Here is a 15,703-nt window from a genome sequence, read left to right as displayed (position 1 = left end):
GTCCCACCGCTGACAGGCAGCACCGGTAGCACCCGGCAGCACCGTCGTACCGACCGGCGCGTCCCCACCTGGGGGCGCGCCGGTCGTGCGTGCAGGGCTGCCCGGTGACCGTTGAGGAAATCTTTTGGAACGTTCCAGTCCCGCTTCACCTCGGTGGGTGAGGACCCCGTAGTCTCGTCCCGTGCGCAGAGCCAAGATCGTTTGTACGTTGGGGCCGGCAACGGCCAGTGCCCGCCGGATCCAGGAGCTGGTCTACGCCGGCATGGACGTCGCCCGGCTCAACATGAGCCACGGCAGCCACGAGGACCACGAGACCGCCTACCAGCACGTGCGGCAGGCGTCCGACGCCAGCGGCCACGGCGTCGGCATCCTCGCGGACCTGCAGGGGCCCAAGATCCGGCTCGAGACCTTCGCCGACGGGCCGGTGCTGCTGCGCCGGGGTCAGCGGTGGACGATCACGACCCGCGACGTGGAGGGTGACGCGTCGATCTGCGGCACCACCTACAAGGGCCTTCCCGGTGACGTCGGGGTGGGCGACGCCCTCCTCATCGACGACGGCAAGGTGCGCCTGCGCGTCGTCGACGTCACCGACACCGACGTCGAGACCGAGGTCCTCATCGGGGGCAAGGTCTCCAACCACAAGGGCATCAACCTGCCGGGCGTCGCCGTGTCGGTGCCCGCGCTGTCGGAGAAGGACATCGCCGACCTGCGCTGGGCGCTGCGGATCGGCGTCGACTTCATCGCGCTGAGCTTCGTGCGCTCCGCCGCCGACGCCGCGGACGTGCGCGCGATCATGGCGGAGGAGGGGCGCACCGTCCCGATCATCGCGAAGATCGAGAAGCCCCAGGCCATCGAGAACCTCGAGGAGATCATCGACGCGTTCGACGCGTTCATGGTGGCCCGCGGCGACCTCGGCGTGGAGTGCCCGCTGGAGGACGTCCCGTTCCACCAGAAGCGCATCATCGAGCTCGCGCGCCGCTTCGCGAAGCCGGTGATCGTGGCGACCCAGATGCTCGAGTCGATGATCGGCAACCCCGCCCCGACCCGCGCCGAGGCCTCCGACGTCGCCAACGCGGTGCTCGACGGTGCCGACGCGGTCATGCTGTCGGGCGAGACGAGCGTGGGGGAGTACGCCGTCACCGCCGTCGAGACGATGGCCCGCATCATCGAGGCCACCGACCGGCACGCCGCGGCCAGCATCCGCAGCATCGACTGGGACCCCCACACCAAGGGCGGCATCATCGCCCTCGCGGCGGCCCAGGTCGCCGAGCGGGTGGGCGCCAAGTACCTGGTCGCGTTCACCCAGAGCGGCGACTCCGCGCGCCGGCTCTCGCGCTACCGCGGCCCCATCCCCATCCTCGCGTTCACGCCCCTGGCCTCGACCCGGTCGCAGCTCGCGGTGACGTGGGGCGTCGAGACCTTCAAGACCGCCCAGGTCGAGCACACCGACGAGATGGTGCGCCAGGTCGACGAGGCGCTGCTCTACCTCGAGCGCGTGTCCGAGGGCGACCTCGTCGTCATCATCGCCGGCGCCCCTCCGGGCATCCCGGGCTCGACCAACGCGCTGCGCGTGCACAAGATGGGTGACGCCATCAAGGAGGTCGCGCCGGCCTACCGCCGCGACTGAGCACGCCCGACGCACGACCTCACCGCCCGCCTCGGCGGCTCCGACCCTCGGGTCGCGGGCCCGCGGAGGCGGGCGGTGGTGCGTGCGGAGCCGTCGGTCGCGGTGCCGCGCGCCGTACGGCGGGGTGCCCCGGGTGGGATTCGAACCCACACTGGATGGTGTTTGAGACCACTCTCTCTGCCGTTGGAGTACCGGGGCCCGGCCGCCGGACACCGTACCGGATCGCGGGCATCACACCGGGCGCGGCAGCCGGGGGCCGCTGCGGGCGATAGCCTCGTCCCGTGACCGAACCAGCCCAGGGTGCCCGCCGTCGCGTCGTCATCGCCGAGGACGAGGCGCTGATCCGGATGGACCTCGCCGAGATGCTCGACGACGAGGGCTTCGAGGTCGTCGGCCAGGCCGGCGACGGCCAGCGGGCGGTCGAGCTCGCGGAGGAGCTGCGACCCGACCTGGTGATCCTCGACGTGAAGATGCCCGTGCTCGACGGGATCGCCGCGGCCGAGCGCATCGCGGCCCAGCGCATCGCCCCCGTCGTGATCCTCACCGCCTTCTCCCAGCGCGAGCTCGTCGAGCGCGCCCGCGACGCCGGCGCGATGGCCTACCTCGTCAAGCCGTTCTCGGCGACCGACCTCGTGCCCGCGATCGAGATGGCGGTGAGCCGGTTCGCGGAGCTGTCGGCGGTCGAGCGCGAGGTCGCCGACCTCACCGAGCGTCTCGAGACCCGCAAGCTCGTCGACCGGGCCAAGGGCGTGCTGCAGCAGGACCTCGGCCTGACCGAGCCCGAGGCGTTCCGCTGGATCCAGAAGACGGCGATGGACCTGCGGCTCTCGATGCGCCAGGTCGCCGAGGGCGTCATCACCCACGGTCCGGGCGTCGGGACCGACGCGTCCTGAGTCCCGCTTGACCCCTCCTTGACCCGCGCTTGAGCCCCGGCTCGGCGCGGGTCTCGTCGTACGCCGGAGAGGCCGTCGTGGCAGGTCACCTTTTGGTGTCGCTTCGCACTGACCCACGCGAATAACCCATCGATCGGCAAGGTCGGACCTATGCTTCCGGTTGCCCTGACCCGAGGGCATGATCGGAGGACGATTGTGAAGTCGCGAGCAACGGAGCCGCCGGAGGTGCGGACGACGAGAGCGACACAGCTCTCCCGTCTGGTCCTGGTGCTCCCGTTCGTCGCGTTCCTGATGGCGCTCGGTACACCGAGCGCCGGAGCGAACACGCTGACGTTGTGCCAGCCGACCGCTGGTGAGCTGAGCTGCGTGAACGGCACCGTCGGATCGCGCGCGGAGCCCGTGGGCGACGCCGACGTGACCCTGACGCGGCCGGACGGCACCGAGGAGACCGTGACGACCGGGGACAACGGTCGCTTCAGCTTCGAGGCCCCCGTGGTCGGGGAGTACCTGCTGAGCCTCGACGGCCTGCCCGAGGGCCTCGAGCAGATCCCGCCGGAGGCGCAGTTCGCCGGCCCCGACGGCACCGTCATGGTGAACGTCGACGCCCTCGGCCGCCAGTACGTGCCCGCCCTGACGGTGCGCTCGGTCGACTACGACTCCAGCGGCACGAGCAAGACCGACCAGCTGCTGCAGGCCGGCGTCAACGGCCTGCGCCTCGGTCTGCTGCTCGCCCTGGCGTCGCTCGGCCTGTCGCTGATCTACGGCACGACCGGCCTCTCCAACTTCGCCCACGCCGAGCTCGTGACCCTGGGCGGCATGGTCGCCTACGGTCTCGTCAACCTCGGCGGGCTCAACCTCTGGCTCGGCATCGTGCTGACGACCGTGATCTGCGGACTCGTGGGCTACACGCAGGACAGGGTGCTCTGGCAACCGCTACGACGGCGGGGCCTGGGCCTGACCCAGATGATGATCGTGACGATCGGCCTCGCGCTCGCCGCGCAGTACGCGTTCCAGTACTTCGTCGGCGCCAGCACGCAGAAGGTCGTGGTGCGCACGTTCGACAGCTTCACGGTCGGTCCGGTGCGCCTGTCCTACATGGACGTCATCGCCATGCTGATCGCGCTGGTGCTCATCATCGGCGTCGGCCTGGTGCTGGTGAAGACCCGCATCGGCCAGGCCACGCGCGCCGTCTCCGACAACCCGGCCCTCGCCTCGGCGTCGGGCATCGACGTCGACAAGATCATCCGCATCGTGTGGACCTCCGCGGGTGCGCTCGCCGGTCTCGCGGGCGTGCTCTACGCGCTGACCATCAGCAACGGCATCCGCTGGGACACGGGCATGCAGATCCTGCTGCTCCTGTTCGCGGCCGTGACGCTCGGCGGTCTCGGGACCGCCTTCGGCGCCATGCTCGGCTCGCTCATCATCGGCGTGGTCGTCGAGCTGTCGGGCCCGCTCGGCGCCCCCGGCGACCTCAAGTACGCCGTCGCCCTGCTGATCCTGATCGTCCTGCTCCTGTTCCGGCCGCAAGGCCTGCTCGGGCGCCCGGAGCGGATCGGCTGAGAGGACAACCACCATGGACACCATCATCGGAATCCTCGAGGCGATGCTCCGCACGGCGGTCAACCCGGCCACGGCCGGCGTCGTCATCGCCGTCATCGGACTCAACATCCACTTCGGTTTCACCGGCCTCCTCAACATGGGCCAGGCCGGCTTCATGCTCCTCGGCGCCTACGGGTTCGCCATCTCCCTCGACCAGGGACTGCCGTTCCCGGTCGCGATCCTCGTCGGCCTGCTGGCCGCCGTGCTGTTCGCGGTCCTGCTCGGAGCACCGACACTCAAGCTGCGGGGCGACTACCTCGCGATCGTCACCATCTCGGCGGCGGAGATCATCCGGTACGTCGGACGCCTCTCGAACCTGAGCGAGTACACGGGCGGCTCGCAGGGCCTGCGCGGTGCGCGCTACCAGGAGCCGTTCATCAACCTCTCGTTCCTCTCCGAGGACGGGCGGTGGACCCTGCCGCCGGAGGGCCTCTACAGCTGGCTGCCGTCGTCGATGTGGGCGGGGGAGACGGGAGGCCGGATCCTCGGTCTCGTCGTGCTCGTCGCGGCCGTCGCCGGCGCCATCTTCCTGATCAAGGGCCAGCGCAACCGCCAGAAGGAGCTCAAGCCCGGCAGCGACCTGCCGTTCGCCCAGCGCCTGCGCACGGGCCTCGCGGTCTCGGGCCTCATCTTCGTCGCCGTCATCGCGGTCTTCTACATCCTGCCGCTGACGCTCGACCAGACGAAGAGCAACGGCTGGTGGGTGCGGCTCGTCGCCTGGTCGATGGTGGGCATCTCGCTCCTCGTCGCCATGCTGCTGGTCCGCAGCCCCTGGGGCCGCCTGCTGCGCGGCATCCGTGAGGACGAGGACGCCGTGCGCTCGCTCGGCAAGAACGTGTTCGCCCTCAAGATGCAGGCGCTCATCATCGGTGGCGCGTTCGCCGCGATCGGCGGCATGGTCTACGTGCTGCCGAGCACGGTGCAGCCCGACAACATGGGCCGCTCGATGACGTTCTTCATCTACACGGCGCTCCTGCTGGGCGGCGCGGCCACGATCCTCGGCCCGCTGCTCGGGACGCTGATCTTCTACCCGGGCCGCATCCTCATCCGAGAGGTGGCCGACGCCTACATCCCCGACAGCATCATGTCGAGCTCGCAGACCGACCAGTTCTCGTTCATCGTGGTCGGCGTCGTGCTGATGCTCCTCGTGATATTCCGGCCACAAGGGATCCTCGGGAACAAGAGGGAGCTGAGATTCAATGTCTGAGGCCACGACCACGAAGCCGGGCGGCCTGGCCGACCCGGCGGCGCGCAAGGCCCTCATGGCCGGAGTGTCGTCGGAGCCCGGCTCGGCGAAGCCCGACCCGATCCTCAAGGTCGACACGATCGTCCGCTCCTTCGGCGGCATGACCGCGGTCAACGTCGACCACCTCGAGGTCCAGCGCGGCATCATCACGTCGCTGATCGGGCCGAACGGTGCCGGCAAGACGACCTTCTTCAACCTCATCACCGGCTTCGACAAGCCGTCGTCCGCCGGCAAGGGCGGCGCGGCGTGGTCGTTCGACGGGCGCCGCCTCAACAAGACGTCCGCGGCCAGCGTGGCGCGGGCCGGCATGGTGCGCACCTTCCAGCTGACCAAGGCCCTGAGCCGCATGACGGTCATGGACAACATGCTGCTCGGCTCCCAGGACCAGCGCGGCGAGAACCTGCTGATCGCGCCGTTCCGTCCGCTGTGGGCCGCCAAGGAGCGGGAGATCATCGCGAAGGCGGAGTCGCTGCTGGAGCGCTTCAAGCTGCTCGAGAAGCGCAACGACTACGCGGGCAGCCTCTCCGGCGGTCAGCGCAAGCTGCTCGAGATGGCCCGGGCCCTGATGAGCGACCCGAAGATGATCATGCTCGACGAGCCGATGGCCGGCGTGAACCCCGCGCTGACCCAGTCGCTGCTCGGCCACATCCAGTCGCTGCGCGACGAGGGCACCACCGTGCTCTTCGTCGAGCACGACATGCACGTCGTCCGCCACATCTCCGACTGGGTCGTGGTGATGGCGGAGGGCAGCGTGGTGGCCGAGGGCCCGGCCGACACCGTGATGTCGAACCCGGCCGTCGTCGACGCCTACCTCGGCGCGCACCACGACACCGACCTCGGTGACGACGCGCTCCTCAACGAGGAGGTCGCCGACCAGCTCGCCGAGGAGGTCGCCGCCGAGGAGGCCGACCGAGAGCAGACCGAGTCCGCGAAGAAGGAGGGCACGTCGTGAGCACCGCAGTCCAGCCCGTCATCGAGGTCAAGGACGTCGTCGCCGGCTACCTGCCCGGGGTCAACATCCTCAACGGGTGCAGCCTCGTCGCGAACCCCGGCGAGATGATCGGCATCATCGGCCCGAACGGCGCCGGCAAGTCGACGCTGCTCAAGGCGATGTTCGGCCTCGTCAAGGTCCACTCCGGCACGGTCGTGCTCGGCGACAAGGACATCACGAACGCCCGCGCCGACAAGCTCGTGCAGATGGGCGTCGGCTTCGTCCCGCAGACGAACAACGTGTTCCCCTCGCTCAGCATCGAGGAGAACCTGCGGATGGGGCTCTTCCTGCGGCCGAAGAAGCTGCAGGAGCGCCTCGGCGCGATGTGGGACCTCTTCCCGGTCCTGCACGAGCGCAAGGACCGCAGCGCCGGCGCGCTGTCGGGTGGTGAGCGCCAGTCGCTCGCCATGGCCCGGGCGCTCATGATGGAGCCGTCGGTCCTGCTGCTCGACGAGCCGTCCGCCGGTCTGTCGCCGGTGCGCCAGGACGAGACCTTCCTGCGCACCCGCCGCATCAACAAGACCGGTGTCTGCGTGGTGATGGTGGAGCAGAACGCCCGCCGCTGCCTGCAGATCTGCGACCGCGGCTACGTGCTCGACCAGGGGCGCGACGCCTACACGGGCACGGGCCGCGAGCTGGCCAACGACCCGAAGGTGATCGAGCTGTACCTCGGCACGCTCGCCGAGGACGTCGACTCGCAGCGGTCGGACCTCCAGAAGCACTGACGCACCACCGACGGAGCACCTCCGTCGTAGGACGGCCCCGGGACCAGCTGGTCCCGGGGCCGTTCTGCGTCCCGGGGCCGAGGGGGCGTCGTACGGGACCCGGGTGCGGACGTCATCCGGGTGGTGGCCCCGGGGGCTCGGTGCGGATGACGTCCGGCTTTCGGCGTTCTCCGGGGTACGGCGATCGCGGCGGCGAGGGCGGTGGGCGGGCCGTCGTACGACGTCGTCCACGGGGTGGTGCCTCTGCCGGGTCGGGTAGTCCGTGACGTTCTGCCGCTCGACACGCCGGGGGAGCCCGGCAGGTCGTCACGGACTACCCGGCCCCGGGGGCGGACGTCATGCGGGTGGTGGCCCCGGGGGCTCGGTGCGGATGACGTCCGCTGTTCTCCGGGGTACGGCGATCGCGGCGGCGCAGGGCGGTGGGCGGGCCGTCGTACGACGTCGTCCATGAGGTGGTGGTGCCTCTGCCGCGTCGGGTGGTCCGTGACGTTCTGCCGCTCGACACGCCGTGGGAGCCCGGCAGGTCGTCACGGACTACCCGACCCCGGGGGCGGACGTCATGCGGATGGTGGCCCCGGGGGTTCGGTGCGGATGACCTCCGGTGTCTGCCGGGGGTACGGCGATCGCGGCGGTGCAGGGCGGTGGGCGGACGTCATCCGGATGGTGGCCCCGGGGGCTCGGTGCGGATGACCTCCGGTGGTGCCACGACCTTGGGTCACCGCCCCGACCGGGTCGAGTAGTCCCTGACGTAGTGGTCGTCCGGCGGGCGAGCCGGCGACCACTACGTCAGGGACTACCGCACCCCCGGCCGTGCTCCCGGGCACGCGGAGGCCCCCGGGCACGCGGAGGCCCCCGGGCATGCGAAAGGCCCCGGACCAGGAGGTCCGGGGCCTTCGCGGTGGAGCAGGTGGATCAGGTGGAGCAGGTGTGGATGGTCACTCCGCGAGCGCGCCCTCGACGGTGCTCTGGAAGACGTTCACGTTGTTCTCGTCGAAGCTGTAGATCCCGATGAACGCCGACGTCGGGTCGCCGTCCTCGTTCAGAGGACCGATGCCCGACGGGCCGGTGTAGGAGATCTCCGAGCCGCCGTCGAGGAGCTCGACGCAGTCGGCGTAGGTGGTGCACTCCTCACCGTCGGTGCCACCCGAGACGGCGACGAGGTTGTCGCGGATCGTCTGCGGGTCGGTGGAGCCGCCCTTCACCGCGGCGAGCGCGGCGAGGATGGTGGCGTCGTAGGACTCAGCCGTGTACGAGTAGTCGCTCAGCGGACCGTCGCCGCCGACCTCGGCCCAGCCGGACGCGCGGGCCTTGAACTCCTCCGAGGCGTCGGCGCCGGGGATGGTGCCCTGGGCACCCTCCATGACACCGGGCTCGAAGTCCTCCTCGTACGACGCGGTGTTGCCGTCGGTGTAGTAGGTCTTCGACATGTCGAAGCCCGTCGCGTCGAGCGCCGGGACGATGGCCTTGGTCTCGTCGAACGCGAGGACGACGATGGCGTCCGGGTTCGAGTCGACGGCGGCCTGGACCGTGGTGCCGAGCTGGGTCTCACCGGGGGGGAACTCGTCGCCGTCGCCCGTGCAGCCGTAGGTGCACTCGCCGCCGCTGGCCTCGATCGTCTCCTGGACGACGTCACGCAGACCGGTGCCGTAGGTGTCCGAGAAGGTGATGAAGGCGACGCGGGAGTAGCCGTCCGACGCGATCAGGTTGCCGAGCGCGTTGCCCTGGATCGTGTCCGGGGGAGCGGTGCGGAAGTAGAACGGCGAGACGCCGCTGAGGCTGACCGCCGTGTTGGCGGGGGAGATCTGCACGACGCCGGCGTCGGTGAACGTCTGGACGACGCCCTCCGTGACGCTGGACGAGGCGGCACCGACGACGACCGAGACGTCGGACGAGACCAGGTTGCCGGCGGAGGCCTGGGCGATCGAGAGGTCGGTGGCGTCACCGGAGTCCTCGATCTGGTGGCATGCGTCGGCTCCGCCGACGCCGCCCGCGGCGTTGATGTCGTTGACGGCGAGGCCGACGCCCGCGATCTCCGGCGGGCCGAGGAAGGCCAGGTTGCCGGTGATCGGCAGGATGCCGCCGGCCTTGAAGGTGTCGGCGCTGGTGGTGCCACCCTCGCAGACGTCGTTCGTGAAGTCCTCGGACGTCTCCGCCGCGGTGCTGGAGGAGCCGTCGGACGACGAGGACTCGTCGTCGGCCTCGTCGCCGCCGCCACAGGCGCTGAGCGCGAGCACGCCGGCCGTCGCGATCGCGGCCAGACGGAAGGTGGTGGACCTGCTCTTCATCAATCCTCCGTTGAATCTCGGGATCGCCGCGGCGGGAGCCGGCGGCGTCTGGTGGGAAACTAGTCGCCTGGCACCGCCTGCGGGGCCGACTCGGGAAGACACGGTGATTTGTGGCCGTTTCGTGACCATCCGGCGCCGTGAGGGCGACGAACGCGCGCCTGCGCGGGTGAGTCCTTGTGGTGCGCTTGTGCCGCAGTTGAGCAACGTGGCTCACCGCACGCGCACGAGCACCTCCACCAGCACGGGGGCGACCACGAGCGCCGGCAGGAGGGAGGCGACGGCCACCTGCTTCACGTCGAGCAGCCGGAGCGCGACCCCGACGAGCAGCACCCCGCCCACCGCGCTGAGCGCGGCGACGTGGGCGTCGGGCAGCACGTCGCCCAGCAGCAGCCCGACGACCGTGAGCCCGCCCTGCACCACCACGATCGTCAGGGCGCTGGCCGCCACGCCCCAGCCGAAGGTGGCGGCGAAGGCGATCGCGGCGAAGCCGTCGAGGGTGGCCTTGAGGTACAGCTGCTCGGCGCCGCCCCCGAGTCCGTCGGTGAGGGACCCGAGCACGGTGAGGGGTCCGGTGCAGAAGACGAGCGACGCGGCGACGAACCCCGCGACGAAGCGCTCGGACGACGCGGTCGGCGCCGCCGGGTCACCGCCGCGGCTCAGGCGCCGCTGCACCCAGCCCCCGAGCGCGACCAGCCGGCCGTCGAGGTCGAGCGCCGCGCCGACGATCCCTCCGACCAGCACGGCGCCGAGCACGACCAGCATGGGCACGCCGCTCCCGACGGCGGCGGCGAGGGAGGGGTCGAGCACGGCCACGGCGGACGTCCCGGCCACCAGGAGGGTCACGAGGCCGAGGCCGTCGGTGACCACCCGTCGTACGCGTTCGGGGAGCCGGTGGCCGAGGGCCACCCCGATGCCCGAGCCGACCAGGACGGTCGCGACGTTGACGACGGTGCCGCTTCCGGTGAACACTTCCGCACTCCTCTCCGGGTCGGCGCCCGGGTGGATCCCCGGTCGTCCACCGGCTTGCCCGACTCCGCTGTGAAGCCGGCGGGAGCGAGCGTAGGGTGGTCGGCGGCGCCCGGGGTGGGGGCGGTCGCCGGTTGAGCAGATGCACGGCCCTGACCGGCTCGGTCAGACGTCTCCCTGGGCAGTGGAAGGCACACACGATGACGGCAGTGGTGCGGTGATGGCGTCCCCCCTCGTTCTACGCGACGCCGTCCCTGAGGACGCCCCCGACCTCGCCGACCTCTGGCGGCACTCGCTGCGCTCAGAGGACTGCGACCTCGACGTCGTCCACCTCATCGACAAGGGTCAGGGCGACCTCGAGATGCGCATCGTGGTCGCCGAGTACGGCGGCGAGTTCGCCGGTGCCGTGCTGCTCCAGGTCGCCACGGTCTCCCCGCTCAACCTGACGCCGGTCGTGCACATCGTGTCGCCGACCGTGCTCGTCGACCACCGACGTCGCGGCGTGGGGCGGGCCCTCGTCGAGGCCGGCGTGGCCTTCGCCGAGGAGCACGACGTGCCGCAGGTGTCGACGGCCTCCCTCAGCACGTCGCGCGACGCGAACCGCTTCATGGCCCGCCTCGGCCTGGCCACGCGGGCGTCGCTGCGCATCGCCCCGACGTCGGCCGTGCGCGCCCGGATCACCGCCATGCGACCGACGATGGCGCGTGCCCAGGGCCGCCAGCAGCTCACGCACGTGCTCGCGGCCCGCCGCTCCATGCGGCGCACGAGCCCGCGCGTCGGCTGACCCGGCGCCCGTCCGGGCCGGGTCCCCTCGTCAGCGCGGGACGCGGTCGGTCGGGATCAGCGCGCAGGTGATGCGCGCCGTGCAGATGCGGCGGTCGCGCTCGTCGGTGACGACGACCTCGAACGACGCCATGGTGCGGCCCAGGTGCAGGGGCGTCGCCGTCCCGGTCACGACGCCCGAGGTGGCCGCCCGGTGGTGGGTGGCGTTGATGTCGACGCCGACGGGTGCGCGGTCCGGGTAGGCGTGCAGTGCCGAGCCCATTGACCCCAGGCTCTCGGCCAGCACCACCGACGCGCCGCCGTGGAGGAGACCGTAGGGCTGGGTGTTGCCCTCGACCGGCATCGTCGCGACGAGGCGGTCCGGTCCGACCTCGACGAGCTCGATGCCCATCTTGTCGTTGAGGGCACCCATGCCCTGCGGCATCGCCGCGATGAAGTCCTCGAGGGACGGCGTGGCCGGGGCGTCTGCGGAGTCGCTCATGGGTGTCATTGTGCGTCGCCGAGGCGTCCGTGCGGCGCGGGGGTCGTCGCGCGGCGGGCGAACGGGTGGACCGTCGGTGCCCGGCGATAGAGTCGCGTGGTGCCCGACTCCACCCCCGCCGCCAGCCCCGACGCCAGCCCCGAGGTCGACCCCGACGGCCTGCCCGTCGAGCCCGCCGCGCCGGAGGGGGAGCGCCCCCGGCTCCTGCTGCTCGACGGCCACTCGCTGGCCTACCGCGCGTTCTTCGCGCTGCCGGTCGAGAACTTCTCCACGACGACGGGGCAGTTCACCAACGCGGTCTACGGCTTCACCTCGATGCTCATCAACGTGCTGCGCGACGAGACGCCCACCCACCTCGCGGTGGCGTTCGACAAGTCGCGGCAGACGTTCCGGCTGGAGGAGTACTCGGAGTACAAGGCGAAGCGCGCCAAGACCCCGGGCGAGTTCTCGAGCCAGCTGCCGCTGATCAAGGAGGTCCTGGACGCGCTGCGCATCCGGCACATGGACTCCGACGGCTTCGAGGCCGACGACATCATCGCGACCCTCGCCACGCAGGCCGTGGCCGACGGGTTCGAGGTCCTGATCCTCACGGGCGACCGCGACTCGCTCCAGCTGGTCAACGACACGACCACGGTGCTCTACCCCATGCGCGGCGTCAGCGAGCTGGCCCGCATGACCCCGGCCGCGGTGGAGGAGCGCTACGGGCTGCCGCCCCACCGCTACCCCGAGCTCGCCGCGCTCGTGGGCGAGGACTCCGACAACCTCCCCGGCGTGCCGGGCGTGGGCCCGAAGACGGCCGCGAAGTGGATCACGACGTACGACGGGCTCGACAACGTGATCGCGCGCGCCGACCAGATCAAGGGCAAGGCGGGCGAGAACCTGCGTGCCCACCTCGGTGACGTGATCCGCAACCGCCACCTCAACCGGCTCGTCACCGACCTCTCCCTCCCGGCCCGGCCGACCGAGCTGCTGCGCCAGCCGTGGGACCGCCAGGAGGTGCACACGCTCTTCGACGGCCTCGAGTTCCGGGTGCTGCGCGAGCGGCTCTTCGAGACGCTGGAGTCGGAGGAGGAGATCACGGAGGGCGGCTTCGACCTCGACGGGGCGCAGCTGGCCGCCGACGCCGTCGCCGACTGGATCGGCACGCTCGGCACCGAGCGGGTGGGGGTCCACGTGCGCGGCAGCTGGGGCGCCGGCACGGGCCGCGTCGACGGTCTCGGCCTCGCGGTGGCCGACGGCCGGGCGGCGTACGTCGACGTCGAGACGATGAGCCAGGCCGACGACGTCGCGCTGGCCGACTGGCTCGCCGACGCGACCCGTCCGAAGGTGCTCCACGACGCGAAGGGCCCGGCGCTGGCGATCGCCGCCCAGGGCTGGCGCCTCGAGGGCGTCGCGAGCGACACCGCGCTCGCGGCCTACCTCGTGCGCCCCGACCAGCGGTCCTACGACCTGGCCGACCTCACGGTGCGCTACCTCAAGCGCGAGCTGAGCACGGGCGAGGAGGCGGGTGACCAGGGCCTGCTGTTCGACGAGGACTCCGGTGTCGCGACGACCGCGATGCTGCACGCCCGGGCCGTGCTCGACCTGGCCGAGGCGCTCGACGTCGAGGTCGAGGAGCACGGGGGTACGGCGCTGCTCTCCGGCGTCGAGCTGCCGCTCGTGCGCCTGCTGACGCTCATGGAGCAGACGGGCGTCGCCGTCGACGTGCCGAAGCTCGAGGAGCTGGAGTCGGAGTTCGCCGACTCGGTGCGCACCGCGGCCCAGGAGGCGTTCGACGCCATCGGCAAGGAGATCAACCTCGGCTCGCCGAAGCAGCTGCAGGTGGTGCTGTTCGACGAGCTCGACATGCCGAAGACCAAGCGCACGAAGACCGGGTACACGACCGACGCCGACGCGCTGAAGACGCTGTTCGAGAAGACGGAGCACCCGTTCCTGGCCGCCCTGCTGCGCCACCGGGACGTGGCGCGGCTGCGCCAGACCGTCGAGGGATTGATGAAGACGGTGCAGCCCGACGGGCGCATCCACACGACCTTCAACCAGCTGATCGCGGCGACGGGCCGGCTCTCCAGCACCGACCCGAACCTGCAGAACATCCCGGTGCGCACCGAGGAGGGCCGGCGGATCCGTGAGGCGTTCGTCGTCGGCGACGGCTACGCCACGCTGATGACGGCCGACTACAGCCAGATCGAGATGCGCATCATGGCCCATCTGTCGCTCGACGAGGGCCTGACGGAGGCGTTCCGGTCGGGCCAGGACTTCCACTCCATCACCGCGGCGCGCGTCTTCGACGTGCCCGTCGACGCGGTCGGCGTCGAGGAGCGGGCGAAGATCAAGGCGATGAACTACGGCCTGGCCTACGGGCTGTCGGCGTACGGGCTCGGCCAGCAGCTGCGCATCAAGCCCGGCGAGGCGCAGGTGCTGATGGACGAGTACTTCGAGACGTTCGGCGGGGTGCGCGACTACCTCGGCGGCATCGTCGACGAGGCCCGGCGCAGCGGGTTCACCGAGACGATCCTGGGTCGTCGCCGCTACCTGCCCGACCTCACGAGCGACAACCGCCAGCGTCGCGAGATGGCGGAGCGGATGGCGCTCAACGCGCCCATCCAGGGCTCGGCCGCCGACCTGATCAAGGTCGCGATGCTCGACGTGCAGCAGGCCCTCGAGCAGGAGGGCCTGGCGTCACGGCTGCTGCTGCAGGTGCACGACGAGCTGGTGCTCGAGGTCGTGCCCGGCGAGGAGGAGGCGCTGGAGTCACTCGTCCGGACGCAGATGGCCGGCGCTGCCGACCTCACCGTGCCGCTCGACGTCTCCGTCGGCACGGGCGTCAGCTGGCACGCGGCCGCTCACTGACGCGAACAGCACCAGCCCGACGAGCACGACGGCGTTGATCGCCACCACGGTGGCGAGCAGCGCCGTCTCGCTCGCCAGCAGGGGCGCCACGGCGAGCATGACCGCCAGCCCGGCCCAGACGGCGTACACGGCGCGGCGGTGCTGGCGGGCGACGACCTCGTAGACCATCACCTGGGTCATGGCGAGCACGGTGCCGAGCACCGCGAAGGCCCAGACCTCGGAGCGGATCTCGGCGTACTCGGCACCGCCGACGAAGACGACGGCGAGGTCGTCGAGCACGAAGGCCCCCGCGGTCGCCACGATCCCGATGCCGCCGACCAGGGCGAGGCCGCGCAGGTACATCCGCTGCGAGCCGCCGTCGCCGTTGTCGGCGGCCATCGACGGGAAGACGATGACGACGACGAACTGGGGCAGGAAGAGCACGGCCTTGGTGAGGATGAGCCCGCCGGCGTAGAGCCCGGCGTCGTGAGCGTCGAGCAGGATGCGGGCCAGCACGACGTCGGCGTTGGTGAGGGCGAAGAAGGCCAGCAGCGCGTGGGAGTTGTGCGAGACCTCCCGCAGCACCGACCGCACCTCGGGGGCCGCGGCGCTCTCGCCGCGCCGGCGTCGCAGGGCCGTCCCGCCGACGATGATCGGCAGCACCGCGCCGACGAGCACGCCGGCCATGGCGCCGGTGGCGTTGGGGGCGATCAGCAGGCCGACCCCGCCGCACGCGAGACGGCCGAGGCCCATGGCGAGGTAGATGCCGGCGAGCGGCCGCCACTCCTTCTCGCCCTGGAAGATGCCGGCCTGGCCGCCCATCTTCGTGAGCGGCACGGCGGTCAGCGCCACGAGCGCGGCCGGCCACCAGGAGTCCAACGAGAACAGGTGGGTGACCAGGGGGCTCAGCAGCAGGCAGACCGCTCCCAGCACCCAGGCGGCCCGGTCGGCGGTGACGAGGATCCGGTTCTCGATCTCGGCGCGGTCGCCCGGGGCCGACGCCACCTGGCGCGCCCCCGTGGCCTGCAGCCCGAGCGAGAGCACGTTGACGATCATGAGGAGACCCATGAGGGCCGCGACGGCGCTGTATTCCCGCGGGCCGAGCATGCGGGCCGCCACGAGGGTGAAGCCGTACGTGCCCACGTTCATCACGGCCATGGCGACCGCCACGCCCGCACCGCCACGGAGCATCTCCCGTAGCGTTCCCCTCGATCCCGTCACCCGGCGGAGCCTAGATCACGCCTCCAGGCGTGCGGCCCGAAGGTGCGGTGGCGCACG

Annotated in this window: 12 protein-coding genes and 1 tRNA gene; 8 read left to right on the top strand and 5 right to left on the bottom strand. The window is 71.3% G+C overall.

All coding sequences use genetic code 11. From position 1 onward, the window contains the following. Positions 1-181 precede the first annotated feature (181 nt). Complete coding sequence (pyk, locus tag K329_RS0114980) at positions 182-1,627, top strand: pyruvate kinase (RefSeq protein WP_028473684.1); 1,446 nt, start codon at positions 182-184, stop codon at positions 1,625-1,627. A 125-nt stretch (positions 1,628-1,752) separates the two neighbouring features. On the opposite strand, the gene K329_RS0114975 is transcribed toward pyk, so the two are convergent. Further along, positions 1,753-1,825: transfer RNA gene (locus K329_RS0114975), tRNA-Leu, on the bottom strand. A 149-nt stretch (positions 1,826-1,974) separates the two neighbouring features. Between K329_RS0114975 and K329_RS0114970 the strand changes: the two genes are divergently transcribed. The 5 genes from K329_RS0114970 (at position 1,975) to K329_RS0114950 (ending at position 7,081) form a co-directional block, all read left to right on the top strand. Then, entirely contained in the window at positions 1,975-2,520 is a 546-nt protein-coding gene (locus tag K329_RS0114970; RefSeq protein ID WP_157571760.1) for an ANTAR domain-containing response regulator, read from the top strand. Between the two features lie 366 nt (positions 2,521-2,886). Beyond that, positions 2,887-4,080 (top strand): branched-chain amino acid ABC transporter permease, encoded by a 1,194-nt coding sequence (locus K329_RS0114965; RefSeq protein WP_211225875.1) that lies wholly within the window; start codon positions 2,887-2,889, stop codon positions 4,078-4,080. Between the two features lie 13 nt (positions 4,081-4,093). After that, positions 4,094-5,326 (top strand): branched-chain amino acid ABC transporter permease, encoded by a 1,233-nt coding sequence (locus K329_RS29675; RefSeq protein WP_052336942.1) that lies wholly within the window; start codon positions 4,094-4,096, stop codon positions 5,324-5,326. Next, complete coding sequence (locus K329_RS0114955) at positions 5,319-6,317, top strand: ABC transporter ATP-binding protein (protein WP_028473681.1); 999 nt, start codon at positions 5,319-5,321, stop codon at positions 6,315-6,317. Before K329_RS29675 ends, K329_RS0114955 begins: the two co-directional genes overlap by 8 nt. Further along, on the top strand, positions 6,314-7,081 hold the full coding sequence (locus tag K329_RS0114950) for an ABC transporter ATP-binding protein (protein ID WP_028473680.1): 768 nt from the start codon (positions 6,314-6,316) through the stop codon (positions 7,079-7,081). The genes K329_RS0114955 and K329_RS0114950 overlap by 4 nt, the downstream gene beginning before the upstream one ends. Before the next feature lie 935 nt (positions 7,082-8,016). On the opposite strand, the gene K329_RS0114945 is transcribed toward K329_RS0114950, so the two are convergent. Both K329_RS0114945 and K329_RS0114940 read right to left on the bottom strand, forming a co-directional pair. Continuing rightward, positions 8,017-9,366, bottom strand: coding sequence for an ABC transporter substrate-binding protein (locus K329_RS0114945; protein WP_028473679.1), 1,350 nt, complete (start codon positions 9,364-9,366; stop codon positions 8,017-8,019). 210 nt (positions 9,367-9,576) lie between these two features. Further along, on the bottom strand, positions 9,577-10,335 hold the full coding sequence (locus tag K329_RS0114940; RefSeq protein ID WP_028473678.1) for a DUF554 domain-containing protein: 759 nt from the start codon (positions 10,333-10,335) through the stop codon (positions 9,577-9,579). 217 nt (positions 10,336-10,552) lie between these two features. Here K329_RS0114940 and K329_RS27075 point away from each other — a divergent pair, with 217 nt between their 5' ends. Next, positions 10,553-11,116 (top strand): GNAT family N-acetyltransferase, encoded by a 564-nt coding sequence (locus K329_RS27075; RefSeq protein WP_043643755.1) that lies wholly within the window; start codon positions 10,553-10,555, stop codon positions 11,114-11,116. Positions 11,117-11,146: 30 nt separating this feature from the next. Here the strand turns inward: K329_RS27075 and K329_RS0114930 are convergent, their stop codons facing one another. Beyond that, the gene (locus tag K329_RS0114930) at positions 11,147-11,596 is read right to left on the bottom strand and encodes a hotdog fold thioesterase (RefSeq protein WP_043643753.1); all 450 of its coding nucleotides are present in this window, start codon (positions 11,594-11,596) and stop codon (positions 11,147-11,149) included. Between the two features lie 159 nt (positions 11,597-11,755). On the opposite strand from K329_RS0114930, the gene polA reads away from it, so the two are divergent. Beyond that, a complete protein-coding gene (gene polA / locus K329_RS0114925; protein WP_043643801.1) occupies positions 11,756-14,446 on the top strand; it encodes a DNA polymerase I in 2,691 nt (896 codons plus the stop codon). Here polA and K329_RS27070 read toward each other — a convergent pair. Beyond that, a complete protein-coding gene (locus tag K329_RS27070; RefSeq protein WP_043643751.1) occupies positions 14,348-15,616 on the bottom strand; it encodes a lipopolysaccharide biosynthesis protein in 1,269 nt (422 codons plus the stop codon). The genes polA and K329_RS27070 overlap by 99 nt on opposite strands. Between the last annotated feature and the right edge of the window lie 87 nt (positions 15,617-15,703).

It is taken from the genome of Nocardioides alkalitolerans DSM 16699 (genome assembly GCF_000426525.1).
Taxonomy (GTDB): domain Bacteria; phylum Actinomycetota; class Actinomycetes; order Propionibacteriales; family Nocardioidaceae; genus Nocardioides; species Nocardioides alkalitolerans.
Note: the sequence above shows the minus strand (reverse complement) of the source record. Positions and strands in the feature narration are given on the sequence as shown.

Bases quoted from the DNA above. Each gene is read 5' to 3' on its own strand.
- K329_RS0114970 (WP_157571760.1), top strand. From the start codon at position 1,975: ATGGACCTCGCCGAGATGCTCGACGACGAGGGCTTCGAGGTCGTCGGC.
- K329_RS29675 (WP_052336942.1), top strand. From the start codon at position 4,094: ATGGACACCATCATCGGAATCCTCGAGGCGATGCTCCGCACGGCGGTC.
- K329_RS0114955 (WP_028473681.1), top strand. From the start codon at position 5,319: ATGTCTGAGGCCACGACCACGAAGCCGGGCGGCCTGGCCGACCCGGCG.
- K329_RS0114945 (WP_028473679.1), bottom strand. From the start codon at position 9,366: ATGAAGAGCAGGTCCACCACCTTCCGTCTGGCCGCGATCGCGACGGCC.
- K329_RS27075 (WP_043643755.1), top strand. From the start codon at position 10,553: ATGGCGTCCCCCCTCGTTCTACGCGACGCCGTCCCTGAGGACGCCCCC.
- K329_RS0114930 (WP_043643753.1), bottom strand. From the start codon at position 11,596: ATGAGCGACTCCGCAGACGCCCCGGCCACGCCGTCCCTCGAGGACTTC.
- K329_RS27070 (WP_043643751.1), bottom strand. From the start codon at position 15,616: ATGCTCCGTGGCGGTGCGGGCGTGGCGGTCGCCATGGCCGTGATGAAC.